Origin of the sequence: Paractinoplanes rishiriensis, from assembly GCF_016862375.1 — a bacterium.
In the GTDB taxonomy this organism is placed as follows: domain Bacteria; phylum Actinomycetota; class Actinomycetes; order Mycobacteriales; family Micromonosporaceae; genus Actinoplanes; species Actinoplanes rishiriensis.
Genome location: NZ_BOMV01000041.1, coordinates 23,281 through 43,315, shown reverse-complemented (window position 1 = coordinate 43,315; position 20,035 = coordinate 23,281). Strand labels below are relative to the sequence as shown.

The window sequence follows — 20,035 nt, the reverse complement described above, 5'->3', positions numbered from 1 at the left end:
AGAACTGAAGTACTACATCCAGACTCGCACAGTCGCTCAGCGCGCGTACACCGCCCACGCCCCGGGCTCGGTCCACCAGGAACGCTTGCGGTTGATCGAGCCGCCCACCCCGTCGTCGAGGAACTGCAACTCGCCGTCGCGGGGCAGCACGGACACCGCCCGGCCACGGGCCCGGCGCACCTCGACCCGCACCCTGGTGCCGCGGAAGCGCTGCTTGACGATGCTCGGCACGGCCACCGCCACCTCGACCCGGCCGTCCGTGGGGTCGCCGTCGGACAGCAGGCGCAGGCCGTCGAACTCGGCGTAGCCGCCGCCGTTGCCGATCGCGCAGGCCAGGATCGGCTCGCTGCCGTCGGACAGGACCGTGTCGTCCACCTCGACCCGGCCGCGCCACGGCACCGCCCGCCCGGCGTCGTCGGCGCCGCCCATCAGGGCACCGTCCACGGTGACCGAACCGCCGTCGTTGCGCAGCAGGTCGAGCCGCCGCACCGGGCCGGTCAGCACGGCCGCCGCCACCGCCGCCGGGGTGCGCGGCAGGCCCAGCTGGGCGGCCAGATCGGTGGTGCCGGCCGGGTCGAGCGGCAGGATGGCCAGCGGCGGCAGATCGGGGACGGTGCGGTTGGCCGCGAGGTCGGCCGGCCGTTTGCTGGGCGCCGGGGCGTACCGCCGAACCAGCCTGCGCACGACGGCGCGCAACTGGCCGTCGACAGCGGTGGCCACCACCAACCTGGTCTTGGTGTCGGGGTCGGGCCAGGTCAGACCATCCGGCCGGACCGGGCCGTCGAAACGGGACAGGACGTCGTCGATCTCCCGGTCGGAGGCGGCCGTGACCGTCTCGACCCGGGCGCCGGCCGCGGTGAGCGCGGCCGCACACTCCAGCACCGGGACCCGCGGCCCGCACGCGGCGCGCTCCGCGGTGCCGCAACCGCCGCAACTGGAGCCGCAAGCACCTTCCTCCGCGGAGCCGCCGCCCTCCGCGAGGCTGAGCAGCACGACGTCGTACACCGTCAGACCTCGCTCAGCACCGAGTGACGCTCGATGACCGCCTCGCGGCCGGGGCCGACGCCGACGATCGAGATGCGGGCGCCGAGGCGCTGCTCGACGAACTCGACGAAGCGCTGGGCGTCCTTGGGCAGGTCCTCGAACGTGCGGCAGCCGGAGATGTCCTGCTTCCAGCCGGGCAGCGTCTCGTAGATCGGGGTGGCGTGGTGGAAGTCGCTCTGGCTGATCGGCATCTCGTCGTGCCGGACGCCGTGCACGTCGTAGGCGACGCACACCGGGATCTCGTCGAGGTCGTCGTAGTTGTCCAGCTTGGTCAGAGCGAAGTCGGTGACCCCGTTGATCCGCTGCGCGTAGCGGCCGATCACCAGGTCGAGCCAGCCGATCCGGCGGGGCCGGCCGGTGGTGGTGCCGTACTCGTGGCCGACCTCGCGCAGATAGTCGCCGAACTTGTCGTGCAGCTCGGTGGGGAACGGGCCCTCGCCCACCCGGGTGGTGAACGCCTTGAGCACCGCGACCACCCGGTCGATCCGGGTCGGCGGGATGCCGGAGCCGGTGCAGGCCCCGCCCGAGGTGGCGTTGGAGCTGGTCACGAACGGGTAGGTGCCGTGGTCGACGTCGAGCAGGGTGGCCTGACCGGCCTCGCAGAGCACCACCTTGCCGGCGTCGATCGCCTCGGCCAGCTCGAGCGCGGTGTCGCCCACGTAGGGCCGCAGCCGGTCGACGTAGGACAGCAGCTCGGCGACCACCTCGTCGGCCTTGACCGCCTGCCGGTTGTAGATCTTGGAGAGGACCTGGTTTTTGAAGGTCAGCGCGGCCTCGACCTTCTGCCGCAGGATCGACTCGTCGAAAAGATCCTGGATGCGTACGCCAATCCGGTTCATCTTGTCGGCGTAGGTGGGCCCGATGCCGCGTCCCGTGGTGCCGATCCGGCGTGCGCCCAGGTAGCGCTCGCTGACCTTGTCGAGCGAGCGGTTGTAGGACGGGATGACGTGTGCGTTCGCGCTGATCCGCAGCCGCGAGGTGTCGGTGCCGCGGGCCTCGAGGCCGTCGATCTCCTGGAACAGGACGGCGAGGTCGACCACCACCCCGTTGCCGATCACCGGGGTCACCCCCGGCGTGAGGATGCCACTGGGGAGCAGGTGCAGCGCGTACTTCTCGCCCTTGATCACCACGGTGTGGCCGGCGTTGTTGCCGCCGTTGAACTTGACGACGTAGTCCAGCCGGTCGCCCAGCAGGTCAGTGGCCTTGCCCTTGCCCTCGTCGCCCCATTGGGCGCCGACCAACACGATCACCGGCACTTCTGTGACGCCTTTCCAGCTGGATTGGTACTCGGCGAAGCCCGGGTACTGCCGAAGTTTACGCGACTGCCCTGCTGTGCGACGTGGGGAAGGACAGCGCCGGTAGGATCGCCCGTCGTGCGCGTACTTCTGATCGGGTCCGGCGGGCGCGAGCACGCCCTCGCCGTGGGCCTCGCTGCCGACCCGTCCGTGGACTTCCTGGCCGCGGCCCCCGGTAATCCGGGAATTGCCCAGCTGGCTGAGCTGCACCCAGTCACGGCCACCGATCCGGCGGCGGTCGCGGCGCTGGCCGTCGAGCTGGCCGCCGACCTGGTGGTGGTCGGTCCCGAGGCGCCGCTGGTGGCCGGGGTCGCCGACGCGGTGCGGGCCAAGGGCATCGCCTGCTTCGGGCCGAGCGCGGCGGCCGCCCAGTTGGAGGGGTCGAAGGCGTTCGCCAAGGACGTGATGGCGGCGGCCGGGGTGCCGACCGCGCGCTCGTACGCCTGCACGGAAGCGGACGAGGTGGCCCGCGCTCTCGACGAGCTGGGTGCCCCGTACGTGGTCAAGAATGATGGTCTCGCCGCCGGCAAGGGCGTGGTGGTCACCGACTCGCTCGAGGTGGCCGTGCAGCACGCGGCCGACTGCGGCAAGGTCGTGATCGAGGAGTACCTCTCCGGCCCCGAGGTGTCGCTGTTCGTGGTGACCGACGGCGCCGCGGCCGTCCCGCTGATGCCGGCCCAGGACTTCAAGCGCCTCGGCGACGGCGACGCGGGCCCGAACACCGGCGGCATGGGCGCCTACGCCCCGCTCGACTGGGCCCCGGACGACCTGGTGCCGCGGGTGCTCCGCGAGACGGTCGAGCCCACGCTGGCCGAGATGCGCGACCGCGGCACCCCGTTCGCCGGCCTGCTCTATGTCGGGCTGGCGCTCACCCCCGACGGCCCCAAGGTCATCGAGTTCAACGCCCGCTTCGGCGACCCGGAGACCCAGGTGGTGCTGGCGCTGCTGGCCACGCCCCTGGCCGGCCTGCTGCAGGCGGCCGCGACCGGCCGGCTGGCCGAGCACCCGCCGCTGCGCTGGCACGACGGCGCCGCGATCACGGTGGTGGTGGCCAGCCACAACTACCCCGGCACCCCGCGCACCGGCGACGTGATCGAGGGCGCGGAGGTCCCCGGCGTGATCCACGCCGGCACGGCCCGCCGCGAGGACGGCGCCCTGATCTCGGCCGGCGGCCGGGTGTTGAGCGTGACGGCGCTCGGTCCCGACTTGGCCGGCGCCCGGGACGCCGCCTACGCGCTGGTGGACGGCGTCCGGTTGGACGGCGCTCAGTTCCGGACGGATATCGCGCTGGCCGCCGTGGAGGGTCGCATCAAGCCCTTGGAGGCGCGTTCTCGGCGCTGAAATGCTGGAGTCGCCACAAAACGGCGGGAAGGACGGCCCCTCCGACCGCGGCTGGACGCGTCCGACCCGATCAGGCGACCGAAGCCCGGTTCGCCGCAGCGATTTTCGCCGGCGACCCGCCGGTGGTGCGTAGCAGAGCCAGCGACAACCACAAAACGCCGGCTGCGCCCACCACCAGACCGGTCAGGTAGACCGGCTCGGGTACCGAGTTGCGCAGCGCCGCCGCGCTCAGGCCGGTCGCGTACAGGATCAAAGCCCCTCGCGGCAGCACGCCCGCCCGCCACGACGCCGCGGTGAACAGCAGCACGCCGGCCAGGAACGTCACCGCCACCACCAGGAAGTAGGGCCGGCCGGGAGCGATGTTCACGCTGCGGAGCGCGTGGGTGAGGAACTCGATCGCGAACAGGCCGGACAGGCCCAGGTGGTTGAGGACGAAGCCGGCCAGGCCCAGGCGGCCGGCGGGAGCGCGCTGGCACAGATAGAGCGCGGTCAGCGTGAGCAGCAGCAGCGCCGAGGCGGGTGGAGCCAGGGCGTGGGTCAGTTCGGTCTCGGGCAGCAGGCCGGCGCGGCGGGCGGCGGCGATCACGATGAGGATTGCGCCGGTCAGGCCGGTCCAGCCGGCCAGGCGGTACAGCAGGTAATCGGACATGGGCTCACCGTGCCGGGCGTCGATGGGCGCCGACAGTGCCAACTGGCCACCGTGGACGCCGGGGGCACATGACCTTTGGCCAGACTTCGATCGCCGGGCTTGGGGCGGTGTGCCGCCCGCGCCTAGCCTGACCTGGTGACACGCTGGATGGCCTCGGCCCTCTACCTCGCCGTGCTGGCCACCGGGGCGGCCTATGCGGCGGCGGGGCTGGCACCGGGCTGGTCGGTGAGCGAGCTCGCCGCCTTCGTGGGTGGGTTGCTGGCCCTGCTGGCCGTCGAGCAGGTGGCGCGGCGCGGGCGGTGGGCGGTCGGGCTGCTGATCGCCCGGATGGCACTCCTCGAGGTGGTCGCCGCCGGTGACGGGCCCGGGTTCGCGCGGGTCCTCTACGTGTTGGTGCCGTTCTTCGCGTATTTCACCCTCGGCCGCCGGTGGAGCATCGGGCTGGCGGCCGGCTATCTGCTGGTGGCGGTGGTGCGGACGGTCGCGGTCCCGGACTGGTTCCGCAATCCCGAGCTCGTCTCCGACCTGCTGATGTTCCTGATCGGGACGGTGCTGTCGGTGGCCGCCGCGGCGGTTGCCGATCAGCAGCGGCGCAGCCGGATGCGGGCCGAGGAACTGGTCGCCGAGCTGAGTGCGGCGCAGCGCCGGGTGGCCGAGTTGAGTGCGGCCGCCGAGCGCAACCGGCTGGCCCGCGACATTCACGACAGCGTCGGGCACCACCTCACCGCGATCAGCGTGCAACTGCAAAAAGCACAAGCGTTTCGGGTACGCGACGACGAGGTCGCCGATCGTGCGGTGCGCGACGCGCAGAGCGCCGCCAGCCGTGCTCTCCGGGAAGTCCGCGAGTCGGTCGGCGCGCTCCGGGCCGAGCCGTTCTCGCTGGCCGCGGCGCTGGCCACGCTGGCCCACGGGCTCGACGACCCGGACTTTCGGGTGTCGCTGGAGCTCACCGGCAGCGAGGCCGGCCATCCGCGGGCGGGTCTCGAGGCGCTCTACCGGGTGGCGCAGGAGGCGCTCACCAATGCGCGCCGGCACGCCGGTGCCGACCTGGTGCGGGTGGCGCTGAGCTTCGCCGGCGCGGCCACTCTGGAGGTTGCCGACAACGGCCGGGGCTTCGCGGTCGAGTCGGCCACCGGCAGTGGCCTGCCGGGCATGCGGGACCGGCTGGCGGCACTCGGCGGCACCGTGCGGATCGAGTCGGCGCCCGGCCACGGCACCCGGGTGACCGCGAGCGTGGGGAGCGCCGGGTGAGCGACGAGCCGATCCGCGTGCTGGTCGCCGACGACCAGGCTCTGATCCGGGAAGGGATCGCGTCGTTGCTGGCCATCGAGCCGGGCATCGAGGTGGTCGGCACCGCGGCGGACGGCCGGGCGGCGGTCGAACTGGCCGTGCGGAATCGGGCCGAGGTGGTGCTGATGGACGTCCGGATGCCGGTGCTGGACGGCCTGCACGCGGCCGAACTGTTGCGGGAGCGGCTGCCGTCCTGCCGGGTGCTGATGCTCACCACATTCGACGACGAGGAGTACGTGCTCCGCGCGCTGCGCGCCGGCACCGGCGGCTACCTGCTCAAAGACCTGCCGCCGCGCGAGTTGGCGCAGGCCGTACGCCTGGCCCGGGCCGGCGTGGACCAGCACGACAGCGCGGCCATCCGGCGGCTGGTCGGTGCGCTGGACCGGGTGCCACCCGAGCGGCCGCGGCTGGAACTGACCGAGCGCGAGCACGAGGTGCTGCGGCTGATCGCGCGCGGTGCCACCAACCGCGAGATCGCCCGGCAGCTGTTCGTGAGCGAGGGCACGGTCAAGAACCACGTCTCGCACATCCTCGGCCGGCTCGGCCTGCGCGACCGCACCCAGGCGGCGATCTATGCCCGCGACCACGGCCTGACGTGAAACGGGGGCCGGCGTCCGCGCCGGCCCCCGTCCCAAGTCTGGTCGCTCAGGCCCGGGGGATGTCGAAGAGCTTCGCGACGTTGGCGGCCAGGCCGAGGTCGCCCTTCGCCTTGATCTTGCCGGTCATGAACATCATCATCGGGTTGCCGTCGCCCGAGACGACCTTGAGGAAGGTCACCGGGTCCATGGTCATGGCCAGCTTCGGCTCGCGGACCGGCTGGTTGGTCACCGTGCACCCGCCGTTTTCGATCACGGTCTCGTACGTGTCGCTGCCGTTCGGGCCACCCGAGATGATCCAGTGGATGACGGCGGAGGTGTCGCCGGCCTTCTCGGCGCGGAACAGGGACGGCATGCGGTTGAAGACCTCGTCGAGGATCTTGGTGCGGGCGTCGCCGTTCATGACCTCGGCGATCTGCGAGTCCGGCGTCGTCTTGACGAGCTGAGCGAACTCCTTGGGGCCGATCGAGGAGAGCGACTCAGCATTGAAATCAGTCATCGGTGGACCTTTCGGTATTTGCGCCTGCTACTCGTCAGTAACAATAGCGAGAATGCCGGTTCTCTGAGCAGTGTGCCACTCCCAAAGAAACGTTGGACAGTCGCCATGCCCTGCCCTAGACTCCCAAACATGTCTTTGGGAGATAAGGGTGAGCAGGCCGCGCTGCGCGCCATGGCCCATCCCGTACGGCTGCAGATCATGTCCCTGCTCACCGCGAGCTCGATGACCGCCGCCGAGGTGGCCCGTGAGCTGGGGCTGACCCACGCCAACGCCAGTTACCACCTGCGCAACCTGCTGGCCGGCGGACTGATCCTGGTCGAGGGCGAGGAAAAGATCCGCGGCGGCGTCGCGAAGCGCTACCGCTACGACGCGTCACACGAACGGGATCAGCAACGCCACCGCGGCGGGCGCAGCGACGAGCAGCGCCGGGTCGAGATGGCCGCGTTCGCCCACGAGCTGATCCGCCGCACCCGGGACGCGCACTTCCCGCCTGGCCCGATGCTGCTGGTCGACGCCGAGCTGTGGATCGACCCGGCACAATGGCGCGAGTTCCGGGACCGGGTCGGCGCCGCCCTGACCGAGCTGCACGCGGCGGCCCGGCCGCCGCGCACCCCCGGCACCATCCGCACGAGCACCACCACGGCGATGTTCGAGATGGAGTCCCGATGAGCAGCTCGATGGCGCCGCTGCGGCACCGTCCGTTCCGCTTCCTGGTGGCCGGCCGCACGATCAACGCCCTGGGCAACTCGTTCGCGCCCATCGCGCTGGCGTTCGCGGTGCTCGACCTCACCGGCTCGGTCGCCGACCTGGGCCTGGTGGTCGGCTCCCGCACCGTGGTCAACGTGGCCTTCCTGCTGTTCGGCGGGGTGCTGGCCGACCGGGTGCCGAAACGCCTGCTGATGGTCGGCGCCAGCCTGGCCGCCGCCGTCACCCAGGCCGTCGTGGCCGTCCTGGTGCTCACCGGCACCGCCACCATTCCGCTGCTCATGGGCCTCGCCGCGCTCAACGGCATGGTTGGCGCGCTGGCCCTGCCGGCGAGCGCCTCGATCCTGCCGTCGACCGTGCCCGAGGCGTTGCGCCAGCAGGCGAACGCGATCAACCGGGTCTGCCTGAACACGGCGGCCGTGGTGGGTGCGCCGGTGGCCGGCCTGGTGGTGGCGGTGTCCAGTCCGGGCTGGGGCATCGCGGTGGACGCGGGCACGTTCGCCCTCTCGGCACTGTTCTTTCTGGGCCTGCGGGTCCCGGAGCCGGCGAAGCGCGCGGAACGTTCGAACCTGCTGGCCGACCTGCGCATCGGCTGGACCGAGTTCCGGTCGCGGACCTGGCTCTGGGTGGTCGTGGCCGGCTTCTGCGTGACCAACGCGGCGTGGAGCGGTGGCCTGTTCGTGCTCGGCCCGTTCGTCGCGGACCAGACGTTCGGCCGGCAGGCCTGGGGTTTCGTGCTGGCCGCGCAGACCGCCGGGATGATCGTCGGCGGCCTGGTGGCGTTGCGGCTCCGGCTGCGGCGGATGCTGTTCTTCGGCGTGGCCTGCTGCCTGCCGTTCGCGCTGCCGATCATCCTGCTCGGCGTCTATCCCGCGGTCTGGGCGCTGATGCTCGGCGCGTTCGTGGCCGGGCTGTCGATCGAGCAGTTCGGTGTCGCGTGGGAGACGACCATGCAGGAACACGTGCCGCCGGACAAGCTGGCCCGGGTCTACTCATACGACATGGTCGGTTCGTTCGTGGCCATCCCGATCGGCGAGATGGCGATGGGCCCGATCGCGCACGCGGCCGGCATCAAGCCGACCCTGATCGGCGCCGCCGCTCTCATGATCATTGCGGGGATCGGCATGCTGAGCAGCCGTGAGGTGCGCACCCTGCGGCATGAGCTGCCGAAGAGGCAACCGGAGCCCGTGACAGAATCGCTCGCGTGACCATCCCGAACGTGCTTGCCGCCCGCTACGCCTCCGCCGACCTCACCACTCTTTGGTCTCCCGAGGAGAAGATCCGGATGGAGCGCCGGCTCTGGCTGGCTGTGTTGCGGGCGCAGCGCGATCTCGGGGTGGCGGTGCCGGAGGGCGCGGTGGAGGCGTACGAGGCGGTGCTCGACCGGGTCGACCTGGCCTCGATCGCGGCCCGCGAGCGGGTCACCCGGCACGACGTGAAGGCGCGGATCGAGGAGTTCAGCGAGCTCGCCGGCTTCGAGCAGATCCACAAGGGCATGACGTCCCGCGACCTGACCGAGAACGTCGAGCAGTTGCAGATCCGGGCGTCGCTCGAGCTGATCCGGGAACGGGTGGTGTCCGCGCTGTCCCGGCTCGCCGAGCGCGCCGTGGAGTATTCGGACCTGGTGGTGACCGGCCGGTCGCACAACGTCGCGGCGCAGGCCACCACGCTGGGCAAGCGGTTCGCCTCGGCCGCGCAGGAGTTGCTGATCGCGTACGAGCGGCTGGACGACCTGATCGGCCGGTACCCGCTGCGCGGGATCAAGGGCCCGGTCGGCACCGCGGCCGACCAACTAGACCTGCTGGACGGCGACTTCGAGGCACTGGCCACGCTGGAGCAGCGGGTCGCCGGGCACCTCGGCTTCAACCGGGTGCTGAGCAGCGTCGGCCAGGTCTACCCGCGGTCGCTCGACTTCGACGTGGTGTCGGCGCTGGCCCAGGTGGTGGCCGCGCCGTCCTCGCTGGCCACCACGATCCGGCTGATGGTCGGTCAGGAACTGGTCACCGAGGGCTTCAAACCGGGCCAGGTCGGGTCGTCGGCGATGCCACACAAGATGAACACCCGGTCGTCGGAGCGGGTGAACGGGCTCGCGGTGATCGTCCGCGGTTACCTGTCGATGGTCGGCGAGCTGGCCGGCGACCAGTGGAACGAGGGCGACGTCTCCTGCTCGGTGGTGCGCCGGGTGGCGCTGCCGGATGCGTTCTTCGCGACCGACGGCCTGTTCCAGACCTTCCTCACGGTGCTCGACGAGTTCGGCGCGTACCCGGCGGTCATCGCTCGCGAACTGGACCGCTTCCTGCCGTTCCTGGCCACCACCAAGATCCTGGTGGCCGCCGTCCGCAAGGGCGTCGGTCGCGAGGTGGCGCACGAGGTGATCAAGGAGCACGCGGTCGCGGTGGCGCTGGCCATGCGGGAAAAGGGCGCGGCCGGCAACGACCTGTTCGACCGGCTTGCCGGCGACGAGCGGCTGCGGTTGTCCCGGGCCGAGATCGACACCCTGGTCTCGGATCGGGCGGCGTTCGTCGGCGCGGCACCGTCGCAGGTCCGCGAGGTGGCCGAGCGGGTGGCGACGATCGTTGCGGCGCACCCGGCGGCCGCCGCATACCGGCCGGCGCCGATTCTCTAGGAGGCCGGTTTCTAAGGTCGTGCCGCCGAGGCGTGGCGGAGCTCGACCCTCACACCACGCCCCGGCGGAGACTGCTCGATTCATGGCGTCGGCGGCGGTGGGGGCGACCGCCGCCGGGCCATCCGGAGATCGATGACTAGACGGTAGGTGCCGGCACCGACGCCGCCAATAATTCAGTTCGCACCTATCACCGTGTGATGACCCCGGAGACGATTGAAGCTTCGATGTTTCGGGTGTCCTGGATCACCGTCGAAGTTGCCTGCTCAGCGCCGCGCGGGTCACGCTGCCGACACCGGCCGATGGGCCGATCGGATGGTTCACAAGGTAGGCTGCCCGTGCTCACCACTATCAGTCAGGAGTGCCCGTGGCTCGCGTCGTGGTCGACGTCATGCTGAAGCCGGAGATTCTCGATCCGCAGGGCCAGGCAGTGGCAAACGCGCTGCCCAGGCTCGGTGTGACCGATGTCTCCTCGGTCCGCATCGGTCGGCGGATCGAGATCGAGTTCGCCGGTGAGGCCGATCTCGAGCGCGCCCGTGAGATCGCCGACAAGCTGCTCGCCAACCCGGTGATCGAGGACTTCACGATCCACTCGGTGAACGGCGTTCCGGCGGAGGTCGCCTGACCATGCGGATCGGTGTGGTCACCTTCCCCGGATCCCTCGACGACGGCGACGCGGCCCGCGCCGCGGGCATCGCCGGCGGCGACGTGGTGCGCCTCTGGCACGGCGACCCCGACCTGCACGCCGTCGACGCCGTGGTGCTGCCCGGCGGCTTTTCCTACGGGGACTATCTGCGTTGTGGCGCTATCGCCCGGTTCGCCCCGGCGATGGAATCGATCATCGACGCCGCCCGCGGCGGCCTGCCCGTGCTCGGCATCTGCAACGGCTTCCAGATCCTCTGCGAGGCCCACCTGCTGCCCGGCGCGCTCACCCGCAACCAGCATCTGCACTTCCGCAACCGCGACCAGTTCCTGCGGATCGACTCGAACGACACCGCCTGGACCAATCGGTTCAGCGTGGGCCAGGAAGTGCTCATCCCGGTCAAGAACGGCGAGGGCTGCTACGTCGCCGACGAGCGCACGCTGGACGCGCTCGAGGCCGAGGGCCGGGTCGTGGCCCGGTACATCCGTGGCAACCCGAACGGTTCGCAGCGGGACATCGCCGCGATCACCAATGAGGCCGGCAACGTCGTCGGCATCATGCCGCACCCGGAACACGCAGTGGAGGCGCTGACCGGCCCGTCACTCGACGGCCTCGGCTTCTTCACCTCCGTCCTGCGGGCCCTGGCCGGGGCGACCGCCGGCGGACAGCACGCAGGGGGACAACAGTAATGACCTCGCAGCCGGACACGGCCACCAGCGGCGCGGCGGCGCCGCCGGCGCCGAACAAGCCACCGGCGGCTGCCGCACCGACCAAGCCGACCGGCTTCGCCGCCACGGACGTGCTGGTCAATGAGTTCGACGGCGGTCCCGACACGGTGCAGCGTGCGCTCAGCACGCCACAAGAGCTTCAGCCACATGCCGACCTGGGCCTCAAGGACGACGAGTACGAACGGATCCGGCAGATCCTCAGCCGCCGGCCGACCGCGTCCGAGCTGGCGATGTACTCGATCATGTGGAGCGAGCACTGCTCCTACAAGTCGAGCAAGGTGCACCTGCGCCAGTTCGGTGACAAGGCCCCGCAGAACACCCGGATGCTGGCCGGCATCGGGGAAAACGCGGGCGTCGTGCAGATCTCCGACGACCTGGCGGTCACCTTCAAGGTCGAGTCGCACAACCACCCGAGCTTCGTCGAGCCCTACCAGGGCGCCGCGACCGGCGTGGGCGGCATCGTCCGCGACATCCTCGCGATGGGCGCCCGCCCGGTCGCCGTGATGGACCCGCTGCGCTTCGGCGCGGCCGACCACCCGGACACCGCCCGCGTGCTGCCCGGCGTGGTGGCCGGCATCGGCGGGTACGGCAACTGCCTGGGTCTGCCCAACATCGGCGGCGAGATCGTCTTCGACCCGACCTACCAGGGCAACCCGCTGGTCAACGCCCTGAGTATCGGCGTGCTGCCGGTGCAGCGCCTGCAGCGCAAGGAGGCGGCCGGCGTCGGCAACGTGGTGGTGCTCCTCGGCGCCCGCACCGGCCGGGACGGCATCGGAGGTGTCTCCGTGCTCGCGTCCGCGACCTTCGACGAGGGGGCCGAGCAGCGCCGCCCGTCCGTCCAGGTCGGTGACCCGTTCATGGAAAAGCTTCTGATCGAGAGCTGCCTCGAGCTGTACGACGCCGGCCTCGTCGCGGGCATCCAGGACCTCGGCGGCGCCGGCCTGACCTGCGCGCTCACCGAGACCGCCGCGGCGGCCGGCACCGGCATGCGGGTCTGGCTCGAGCGGGTGCCGCTGCGCGAGGCGTCGATGTCGCCCACCGAGATCCTGGCCAGCGAGTCGCAGGAGCGGATGCTCCTCATCGTCAACCCGGACAACCTGGGTCGCGTGCTGGCCGTCGCCGAGAAGTGGGGCGTGTGGGCCACCGCGATCGGCGAGGTCACGGCCGGCGGCGAGGACGGCTCGCCGGGCCGCCTGGTGATCACCTGGAACGGGCACGTGGTGGTCGACGTGCCGCCGGGCTCGCTGGCCGACGACGGCCCGGTGTATGCCCGGCCGATCCGCGAGCCGGCCGACTTGATACTGCTTCAGGCCGACCGCGCGGAAACGCTGCCGCGACCGTCCACCGGGGACGAACTTCGCGAAACGGTCCTGCGGATGGCCGGGTCGCCGAACCTGTGCGACAAGACCTGGGTCACCGAACAGTACGACCGCTACGTCCTCGGCAACACCGTGCTGGCCCAGCCCGAGGACGCGGGTGTGCTGCGCATCGACGAGCGCACCGGCCTCGGTGTCGCGCTGTCGGTGGACGGCAACGGCCGGTTCGCCCGGCTCGACCCGTACGAGGGTGCCAAGCTCGCGCTCGCCGAGGCGTACCGCAATGTCGCTGTCACCGGCGCCGAGCCGGTAGCGGTCACCGACTGCCTCAACTTCGGCTCGCCCGAGGACCCGGCCGTGATGTGGCAGTTCGCCGAGGCCGTCCGCGGTCTCGCCGACGGCTGCCAGCAGCTGGGCACCCCGGTCACCGGCGGCAACGTCAGCTTCTACAACCAGACGGGCGCCGCCGCGATCCACCCGACCCCCGTGGTCGGCGTGCTGGGCGTCTTCGACGATGTGTCCCGCCGCGTCCCGATGGGCTTCGCGCCCCCCGCGGGCGACGGCGACGTCATCTTCCTGCTCGGCGAGACCGCCTGCGAACTCTCCGGTTCGGAGTGGGCCTGGGTCACCCACGGCCACCTCGGCGGCCGTCCTCCCAAGGTCGATCTGGTACGCGAGCAGCGCCTGGCGGCCCTGATGGCACGCGCCTCACAGGCCGGCCACGTCGGCTCGGCCCACGACCTGTCGGACGGTGGCCTGGCGCAGGGCCTGGTGGAAAGCTGCCTGCGCCGCAACGTCGGTGCCCGGCTGGCCCTGCCCGACGACGGCAACACGGCCTTCGTCCAGCTGTTCAGCGAGTCCGCGGGCCGCGCCATCGTCGCCATCCCACGCGGCCACGACAAGGCATTCATCGCCCTGGCCACCGAGTACGGCGTGCCGTGCACCCCGATCGGCCTGACCACGCAGGAGCCGGTGCTCGAGGTCCGCGACGAGTTTGTGATCCCGCTCACCGAGTTGCGCGAGGCATGGTCGGCGACGCTGCCCGCCCTCTTCGGCGGCACCGCCGAACTGGCCAACCGCCACGGCGACCTGGCACACGCATCCGACCCGACGGCGCTGATCCCCGGCCTGCCAACCACCACACCGGCCGAGCCGGCGTCGGCAACCGAGCCGGAGGGTGCGGCGGAGCCGGAGGATGTGTCGGAGCCGTCGGCGGCCGGACCGGCCGGTGCGGCGGAGCCTGAGGCGGTGACCGAGTCGGCTGGGCGGGCGACCTCGACTGAGGCCGATGCTGAGCCGGAGTCGGTGCCTGCGGTGGAGGCCGACGCCACGTCGGTGACTTTGACGGGCGCCGGCGCCGAGCCTGCGTCAGCAACCGAAGCCGCGGACGGCGCAAAGGCCGGATCGGTGGCTGTGGCTGACGACGACGCGTCAGCCGGGTCGACCGATGGCTCGACGGCCGCGGCGGAAATCGACGCTGACGATGCCGACGCCGAGGCCACCTCCACCTCGACAAAAGCCACGACACGGGCAAAAGCCGCGTCTGCCGTGGACACTGACTCTGACCAGGCTACGGATTCGGAGCCGGCGACGAAGGCCGAAGCGGCGGATCAGGTCGAGGCGCCCGACGAGGCGGAGTCTGCCGAGGCGGGTTCAGCCGGTGAATCTTCTGAAGATGACGCGGCCGAGAGCGGGACGGACAAGCCCAAGGCGTAACACCCACCAACCCAGCGAAGCCGGTCGGCGTGATGCCGACCGGCTTTCGTGTGCTCCCGTGCATGCGGAACGACCCCGCACCAAGTGGGTGCGGGGTCGTCCGGAACTTATTGCGAGCTAGTTGTCCATCCAGTCGAGCGAGCGGCGCTGGCCCGGGTGGGACGGCTCCTGCTGGCGGGACTGTCCACCGTAGGCACCGCCGCCGCGCTGGTCGCCGTAGCCGCCCTGGTCGTAGCCGCCGCCCTGCTCGCCGTAGGCGCCGCCACCGCCGCCGCCACCACCGCGGCCGTAGGTGCCGCCGCGCTGGTCGCCGTAGCCGCCCTGGTCGTAGCCGTCACCCTGGTCGCCGTAGGCGCCGCCACCGCGGCCGTAGGTGCCGCCGCCGTAGGTGCCGCCGCCGGTCTGAGGGCCGCCGGTCTGCGGGCCGCCGGTCTGGGGGCCGCCGGTCTGCGGACCGCCGGTCTGGGGGCCGTAGCCGTTGCCGCTGTCGTAGCCGCCCTGGTCGTCGTAGCCGCCGGCCTGGTAGGCACCGCCGCCGCCGTACTGGCCGCCGCCGTACTGGCCGCCGTAGCCGCCGCGGTCGTAGGTGCCGCCGCCGTAGCCGTCGTCGTCCTGTTCGGGGCGGTACATGCCGGTGGGCTCGTCGTAGCGCCGCTGGTCGCCGCCGCCGTACTGGCCGCCACCGGCCGCGCCGGCACCGGCGTAGGCCGCGCCGCCGCCGTAGCCGTCGTCAGCCTGCGGGCGGCCGTACTGGGTGGGCTCGCCGTAGGTGCCACCGCCGCCGTAAGCGTCGCCGCCACCGCCGTAGTTGTCGGCCTGGTCGTCCCAGCCACCGGCGGCTGCTCCGCCGTGGTAGCCGCCCTGCTGCGGGATCGGCGCGCCGTACGGGTCGGGGAACTCGTCCTCGGCCGGCACTGGGCGGTGCAGCATGGTCGGCGCGTCGGAGAGCGACGCGGCGCCGCCTCGCGGGGCCACCATGGTCGCGTCCCGGCCGGCACCCATCGGCGCGGCCACCCGGGTCGCGTCGTTGAAGCGGCCGCGCGCGGTTGGCATCACGCCTCCGCCGCCGGGCATCGCGGTCGGGTCGTCGCCGTCCACGCCGTCGTCCTCGCCCTGGTTCTTGCGACGCATCATGACCAGCACGATCGCGCCCACACCGGCCGCCACCAGCAGGCCGCCGAGCACGATGAACAGCAGCGAGCCGGAGCCGCCGGAACTGTCCGACGTGTTCTCGGTGTCGGGGTTGGCCGGTGCCGCCTCGGCGGTCTCCTCGTCGAGGGCCTCGTCCAGCGCCTCGGTGCTGGCCTCGGCGGACGGGGACGCCGACGGCGTCGCCGACGGGGTCGCCGCGACCAGCTTGAGAGTGAGCGGCACGTTGATGCTGCGTCCGGCCGAGGCCTGGATCTGCACGGTGGCGGACTCGTAGCCGTCCTTGAGCGCGCCGACCGAGATGGTGCCGGGCGCGATCGGCTTGTCGTTGGTCGCGTTGAACGAGTATCCGCCGGAGCCGTTCGTGGTCGACTCGTAGACGTTGCCGGCACTGTCCTTCATGGCGACCGAGGCACCCGAGACGGACTTGCCCTCCTGGTCCTTGACCCGGCCGGAGATCTGCGACACCGACTGCGGCCGGTCCGGGCCGGTGACCCGAACCTGCTGGGTGGCCGAGTTGGACTCGCCGTTGATCGTGGCCGTGACCTGGATCGTGACGTTCTGGGTCTGACCGGCGCCGACGTTGGGCGCGGTGAACTCGGCGCGGAACTGCCGTGGGTTGTTGTCGACCTGGGTCTGTTGGCCACAGTTGCCGCTGCAGGGCATGCGGGCGGAGTTCTGCACCTGGAGCCCCACGCTCACCCGCTGGCCACCGTTGTCGTTGGTGTCGGCCACCTCGTAGGTCATGCTGAAGCGCGCGCCGGCGACCACCTCGGTGGAGATGTCGGTGATCTGCACGTTTGGTGGGCTGGCCAGCGCCGCTGCTGGAGCCACAGCGATACCGCCGGCGACCACCGCCAGTAACGCACCGGCCTGGGCCACTCGGGCTCGTAGGTGCGTTGTCACGTCCACCGCCTTCCGGGTCGCACGGATAGCCGGCCGATTAGGGTGCCGGTTACATGCCGCGACATAAAACACCGTCGGCCACTATGCCTTGTCATACGTCCGTTGCGCGACCCAGGGCCGCGTACCAATCTCAGTGGACCGGGTCGTATCGTCCCGACATGTCCTCCGCGCACAATAAATCCGAGTCGGTAAAAGAAGCGTTGGACGCGCTGGATCGTGGTGACGATCTCGGCAGGTCACTGCTTCGTGACGCTGTGCGATTTTTGTTGGCCGAGTTGGCCCGGCGCGCACCCGGCCGATCGGTCGAGGTACGAGTTCCACCTTTTGGCGCAATTCAGTGTGTTGCGGGCCCGCGGCACACCCGCGGTACACCGCCCAATGTGGTCGAAACGGATCCACTCACCTGGCTGCTCCTCGCCACGGAGCGTGTGAGCTGGTCCGATGCGGTAAGTGACGGACGTCTCCGGGCGAGCGGCATCCGGACCGACCTCACCGAGTTCCTGCCGCTCTCCGGGGACGCCGGCGAGTGACCCGCCGGACCGGCCTGGCGTGAGCCGAGCCGGGCCCGGCTCGCTCGCGTACACTGAGCGATCGGAGCGGACAAGCAAGTTCGAGCAGCTGAGCTTGCCTTACCAGACGAGCAGGGAGCGACAGGTGCCCCGAGGCGACGGCCGGTTGACCGACGATCTCGACCCCCAGGAGCGCGGCCCCCAGGATGCCTGCGGCGTCTTCGGTGTGTGGGCCCCCGAGGAAGAAGTAGCAAAACTTACTTATTTCGGTCTCTTTGCTCTCCAGCACCGCGGCCAGGAGGCCGCCGGCATCGCCGTGAGCGACGGTTCCGGCGTGGTGGTTTACAAGGATCTCGGCCTGGTCTCTCAGGTCTTCGACGAGCCGACCCTGGCGAGCCTGCGCGGCCACCTGGCGATCGGACACACCCGGTATTCCACGACCGGCGGTTCGAACTGGGAAAATGCCCAGCCCACGATCCGCGCCACCACGGCCGGCACGACGATCGCGCTGGCTCACAACGGCAACTTGGTCAACACTGCCGAGCTGTCGCGCGAGGTGGCCGAGCGCGGTCTCGATGCGCCTGGGCTGGCTAAGGACGGCGCCACCTCGGACACCGCCCTGGTGACCACCCTGCTGGCCAGCCGCCCCGACCTGTCGGTCGAGGCCGCGGCGCTCGAGGTGCTTCCGCGACTGCGGGGCGCGTTCAGCTTCGTCTTCATGGACGAGAGCACGCTGTACGCGGCGCGCGACCCGCAGGGCGTACGGCCGCTGGTGCTGGGCCGGATGGAACGCGGCTGGGTGATCGCCAGTGAGACCGCGGCCCTGGACATCGTCGGCGCCAGCTTCGTCCGTGAGGTCGAGCCGGGCGAGATGCTCGCGGTCGACGAGCACGGCCTGCGCTCCACCCGGTTCGCCGCGCCCGAGCCCAAGGGCTGCCTTTTCGAGTACGTCTATCTGGCCCGGCCGGACACCACGATCGCCGGCCGCAACATGTACTCGGCCCGGGTCGCGATCGGCCGCCGGCTGGCCAAGGAATATCCGGTCGAGGCCGACCTGGTGATCCCGGTGCCGGAGTCGGGCACCCCGGCCGCCATCGGATACGCCGAGGCGTCCGGCATCCCGTACAGCGCCGGCCTCACCAAGAACGCGTACGTCGGGCGCACCTTCATCCAGCCCTCCCAGACCATCCGCCAGCTGGGCATCCGGCTCAAGCTCAACCCTCTGCGCGAGGTGGTGCGGGGCAAGCGCCTGGTGGTGGTGGACGACTCGATCGTCCGCGGCAACACCCAGCGCGCCCTGGTGCGGATGCTCCGGGAGGCGGGCGCGCTCGAGGTGCACGTGCGCATCTCGTCGCCGCCGGTGCAGTGGCCGTGCTTCTACGGCATCGACTTCGCCACCCGGGCCGAGCTGATTGCGAACGGCCTGGAAACCGATGGCATCCGACGCTCGATCGGCGCCGACAGCCTGGGTTATGTTTCCCTGGAAGGCCTGGTCCAGGCGACCGAGCAACCGCGCACGCGGCTCTGCATGGCCTGCTTCGACGGGCAGTACCCGATCGAGTTGCCGGCCGGCAACCTGATCGGCAAGCACCTCCTGGAGGGGGTCGGCAAGCGGGCGTCGATGCCGGCGGCCACCGACGACGCTGCGACCGCCGCGGTCGCCGAGCTGGAGGCGGAATACGCCACCAGCCCCAACGGGGCCAGCGCCCTGAACCACCCGTGATCGTGAACACCGCAGCTCTAAGGGGAGAACCGTGACGCACGTGTCCGAGCGCAACAGTGCCGGATCCAGCGGCGCCGAGGGCGCCGACCGGCGGCCGTGGACGGCCGGCGCCGGGCGCGCGCGCAAGCGCACTGTCACGTACGCGGACGCCGGGGTCTCGATCGAGGCCGGCGACCGGGCCGTCGAGTTGCTCAAGTCGAAGGTCCGGAAGACCTCCCGTCCCGAGGTGATGGGCGACCTGGGCGGCTTCTCCGGTCTGTTCCGGCTCAACGTCCAGAAGTACAAGAGCCCGATCCTGGCCTCGTCGACCGACGGCGTCGGCACCAAGCTGGTGATCGCCCAGCAACTCGACATCCACGACACGATCGGCATCGACCTGGTCGCCATGGTCGTCGACGACCTGGTGGCCTGCGGTGCCGAGCCGCTGTTCCTGCTCGACTACATCGCCTGCGGCGAGGTCGTACCGGACAAGGTCGCCGAGATCGGCGCCGGCATCGCCGACGGCTGCCGGTACGCCGGCTGCGCCCTGCTCGGCGGCGAGACGGCCGAGCACCCGGGCGTGCTGCGCCCCGACGAGTACGACGTATCCGCCACCGGCGTCGGCGTGGTCGAGGAGAGCGAGATCCTCGGCCGGGAGCGGGTCGAGGTGGGCGACGCGGTCATCGCGATGCGCTCGTCCGGCCTGCACTCGAACGGCTACTCACTGGTCCGGCACGTGCTGCTGGGCGCCGGCCGGATGCGCCTCGACTCGGTGGTCGACGACTTCGGCTCGCAGCGCACCCTGGGCGAGGAACTCCTCACCCCCACCAAGATCTATGCCAAGGACTGCCTGGGCCTGATCGAGGAGACCGACGTCCGCGCGTTCTCGCATGTCACCGGCGGCGGCATCCCGGGCAACCTGGTGCGCATCCTGCCCGAGCACGTGGACGCCGTGGTCGACCGCTCCACCTGGCGCCCGCAGCCCATCTTCGACCTGATCCAGGCCAAGGGCCGGATCGAGGACAACGAGATGGAGGCCACGTTCAACATGGGCGTGGGCATGTTCGCGATCGTCTCGTCCGACGACGCCGACCGCGCGATGGCATACCTGACCGGCCGCGGCATCGAGGCGTGGCAGGTCGGCGAGGTCATCGACGGGACCGGCGAGGTCCAGATGATGGGGCAGTACACCCGCGGCTGACGGCAAAGCTTTGATCCGCGTGTGTCGATATTTGGGCACATGCGGATCTTTCATGTACGGGGTGGACCGTGCGGCCTAGCCTGACCTGGACGGTTGGACGGGGGTGCACGCCATGACACGAGC

Annotated in this window: 16 protein-coding genes and 1 pseudogene; 12 read left to right on the top strand and 5 right to left on the bottom strand. The window is 71.1% G+C overall.

Annotation, left to right across the window (positions count from 1 at the left end):
• Nucleotides 1–36 precede the first annotated feature (36 nt).
• Nucleotides 37–1,005, bottom strand: coding sequence for a diacylglycerol kinase family protein (locus tag Ari01nite_RS18810; RefSeq protein ID WP_203782564.1), 969 nt, complete (start codon nt 1,003–1,005; stop codon nt 37–39).
• Nucleotides 1,006–1,007: 2 nt separating this feature from the next.
• Nucleotides 1,008–2,300, bottom strand: coding sequence for an adenylosuccinate synthase (locus tag Ari01nite_RS18805; protein ID WP_203782563.1), 1,293 nt, complete (start codon nt 2,298–2,300; stop codon nt 1,008–1,010).
• A gap of 117 nt (nt 2,301–2,417) precedes the next feature.
• On the opposite strand from Ari01nite_RS18805, the gene purD reads away from it, so the two are divergent.
• On the top strand, nt 2,418–3,680 hold the full coding sequence (purD, locus tag Ari01nite_RS18800) for a phosphoribosylamine--glycine ligase (protein WP_203782562.1): 1,263 nt from the start codon (nt 2,418–2,420) through the stop codon (nt 3,678–3,680).
• Nucleotides 3,681–3,750: 70 nt separating this feature from the next.
• Here purD and Ari01nite_RS18795 read toward each other — a convergent pair whose 3' ends face one another.
• Nucleotides 3,751–4,329 carry a hypothetical protein gene (locus Ari01nite_RS18795; protein ID WP_203782561.1) on the bottom strand — a complete coding sequence of 193 codons (579 nt, stop codon included), beginning with the start codon at nt 4,327–4,329 and terminating at the stop codon, nt 3,751–3,753.
• Nucleotides 4,330–4,464: 135 nt separating this feature from the next.
• Between Ari01nite_RS18795 and Ari01nite_RS18790 the strand changes: the two genes are divergently transcribed.
• Entirely contained in the window at nt 4,465–5,580 is a 1,116-nt protein-coding gene (locus Ari01nite_RS18790; protein WP_203782560.1) for a sensor histidine kinase, read from the top strand.
• Nucleotides 5,577–6,218: a response regulator gene (locus Ari01nite_RS18785; protein WP_203782559.1), complete on the top strand. Its 642-nt coding sequence runs from the start codon at nt 5,577–5,579 to the stop codon at nt 6,216–6,218. Before Ari01nite_RS18790 ends, Ari01nite_RS18785 begins: the two co-directional genes overlap by 4 nt.
• A gap of 46 nt (nt 6,219–6,264) precedes the next feature.
• On the opposite strand, the gene Ari01nite_RS18780 is transcribed toward Ari01nite_RS18785, so the two are convergent.
• Nucleotides 6,265–6,714: an SCP2 sterol-binding domain-containing protein gene (locus Ari01nite_RS18780; protein WP_203782558.1), complete on the bottom strand. Its 450-nt coding sequence runs from the start codon at nt 6,712–6,714 to the stop codon at nt 6,265–6,267.
• A gap of 129 nt (nt 6,715–6,843) precedes the next feature.
• On the opposite strand from Ari01nite_RS18780, the gene Ari01nite_RS18775 reads away from it, so the two are divergent.
• The 6 genes and pseudogenes from Ari01nite_RS18775 to purL form a co-directional block, all read left to right on the top strand.
• Entirely contained in the window at nt 6,844–7,383 is a 540-nt protein-coding gene (locus Ari01nite_RS18775) for an ArsR/SmtB family transcription factor (protein ID WP_239162841.1), read from the top strand.
• Nucleotides 7,380–8,627 carry an MFS transporter gene (locus Ari01nite_RS18770; protein ID WP_203782557.1) on the top strand — a complete coding sequence of 416 codons (1,248 nt, stop codon included), beginning with the start codon at nt 7,380–7,382 and terminating at the stop codon, nt 8,625–8,627. Before Ari01nite_RS18775 ends, Ari01nite_RS18770 begins: the two co-directional genes overlap by 4 nt.
• Nucleotides 8,624–10,045 carry an adenylosuccinate lyase gene (purB, locus tag Ari01nite_RS18765; protein ID WP_203782556.1) on the top strand — a complete coding sequence of 474 codons (1,422 nt, stop codon included), beginning with the start codon at nt 8,624–8,626 and terminating at the stop codon, nt 10,043–10,045. Before Ari01nite_RS18770 ends, purB begins: the two co-directional genes overlap by 4 nt.
• A 364-nt stretch (nt 10,046–10,409) precedes the next feature.
• The gene (gene purS / locus Ari01nite_RS18760; protein WP_203782555.1) at nt 10,410–10,667 is read left to right on the top strand and encodes a phosphoribosylformylglycinamidine synthase subunit PurS; all 258 of its coding nucleotides are present in this window, start codon (nt 10,410–10,412) and stop codon (nt 10,665–10,667) included.
• Nucleotides 10,664–11,374, top strand: coding sequence for a phosphoribosylformylglycinamidine synthase subunit PurQ (purQ, locus tag Ari01nite_RS18755; RefSeq protein WP_203782579.1), 711 nt, complete (start codon nt 10,664–10,666; stop codon nt 11,372–11,374). Before purS ends, purQ begins: the two co-directional genes overlap by 4 nt.
• Nucleotides 11,374–13,795, top strand: a pseudogene (gene purL / locus Ari01nite_RS18750) (phosphoribosylformylglycinamidine synthase subunit PurL); the annotation flags it as partial. The gene purQ and the pseudogene purL, both read left to right, overlap by 1 nt.
• Before the next feature lie 767 nt (nt 13,796–14,562).
• Here the strand turns inward: purL and Ari01nite_RS18745 are convergent.
• Entirely contained in the window at nt 14,563–16,500 is a 1,938-nt protein-coding gene (locus tag Ari01nite_RS18745) for a carboxypeptidase-like regulatory domain-containing protein (RefSeq protein ID WP_203782554.1), read from the bottom strand.
• Between the two features lie 158 nt (nt 16,501–16,658).
• Between Ari01nite_RS18745 and Ari01nite_RS18740 the strand changes: the two genes are divergently transcribed.
• The 3 genes from Ari01nite_RS18740 to purM all read left to right on the top strand — a co-directional run bounded on the left by Ari01nite_RS18740 (nt 16,659) and on the right by purM (nt 19,912).
• Nucleotides 16,659–17,030 carry a sterol carrier family protein gene (locus Ari01nite_RS18740; protein ID WP_203782553.1) on the top strand — a complete coding sequence of 124 codons (372 nt, stop codon included), beginning with the start codon at nt 16,659–16,661 and terminating at the stop codon, nt 17,028–17,030.
• A 124-nt stretch (nt 17,031–17,154) separates the two neighbouring features.
• Entirely contained in the window at nt 17,155–18,732 is a 1,578-nt protein-coding gene (gene purF, locus Ari01nite_RS18735) for an amidophosphoribosyltransferase (RefSeq protein ID WP_203782552.1), read from the top strand.
• Nucleotides 18,733–18,763: 31 nt separating this feature from the next.
• Nucleotides 18,764–19,912 (top strand): phosphoribosylformylglycinamidine cyclo-ligase, encoded by a 1,149-nt coding sequence (gene purM / locus Ari01nite_RS18730; protein WP_203782551.1) that lies wholly within the window; start codon nt 18,764–18,766, stop codon nt 19,910–19,912.
• The last annotated feature ends 123 nt before the right edge of the window (nt 19,913–20,035 follow it).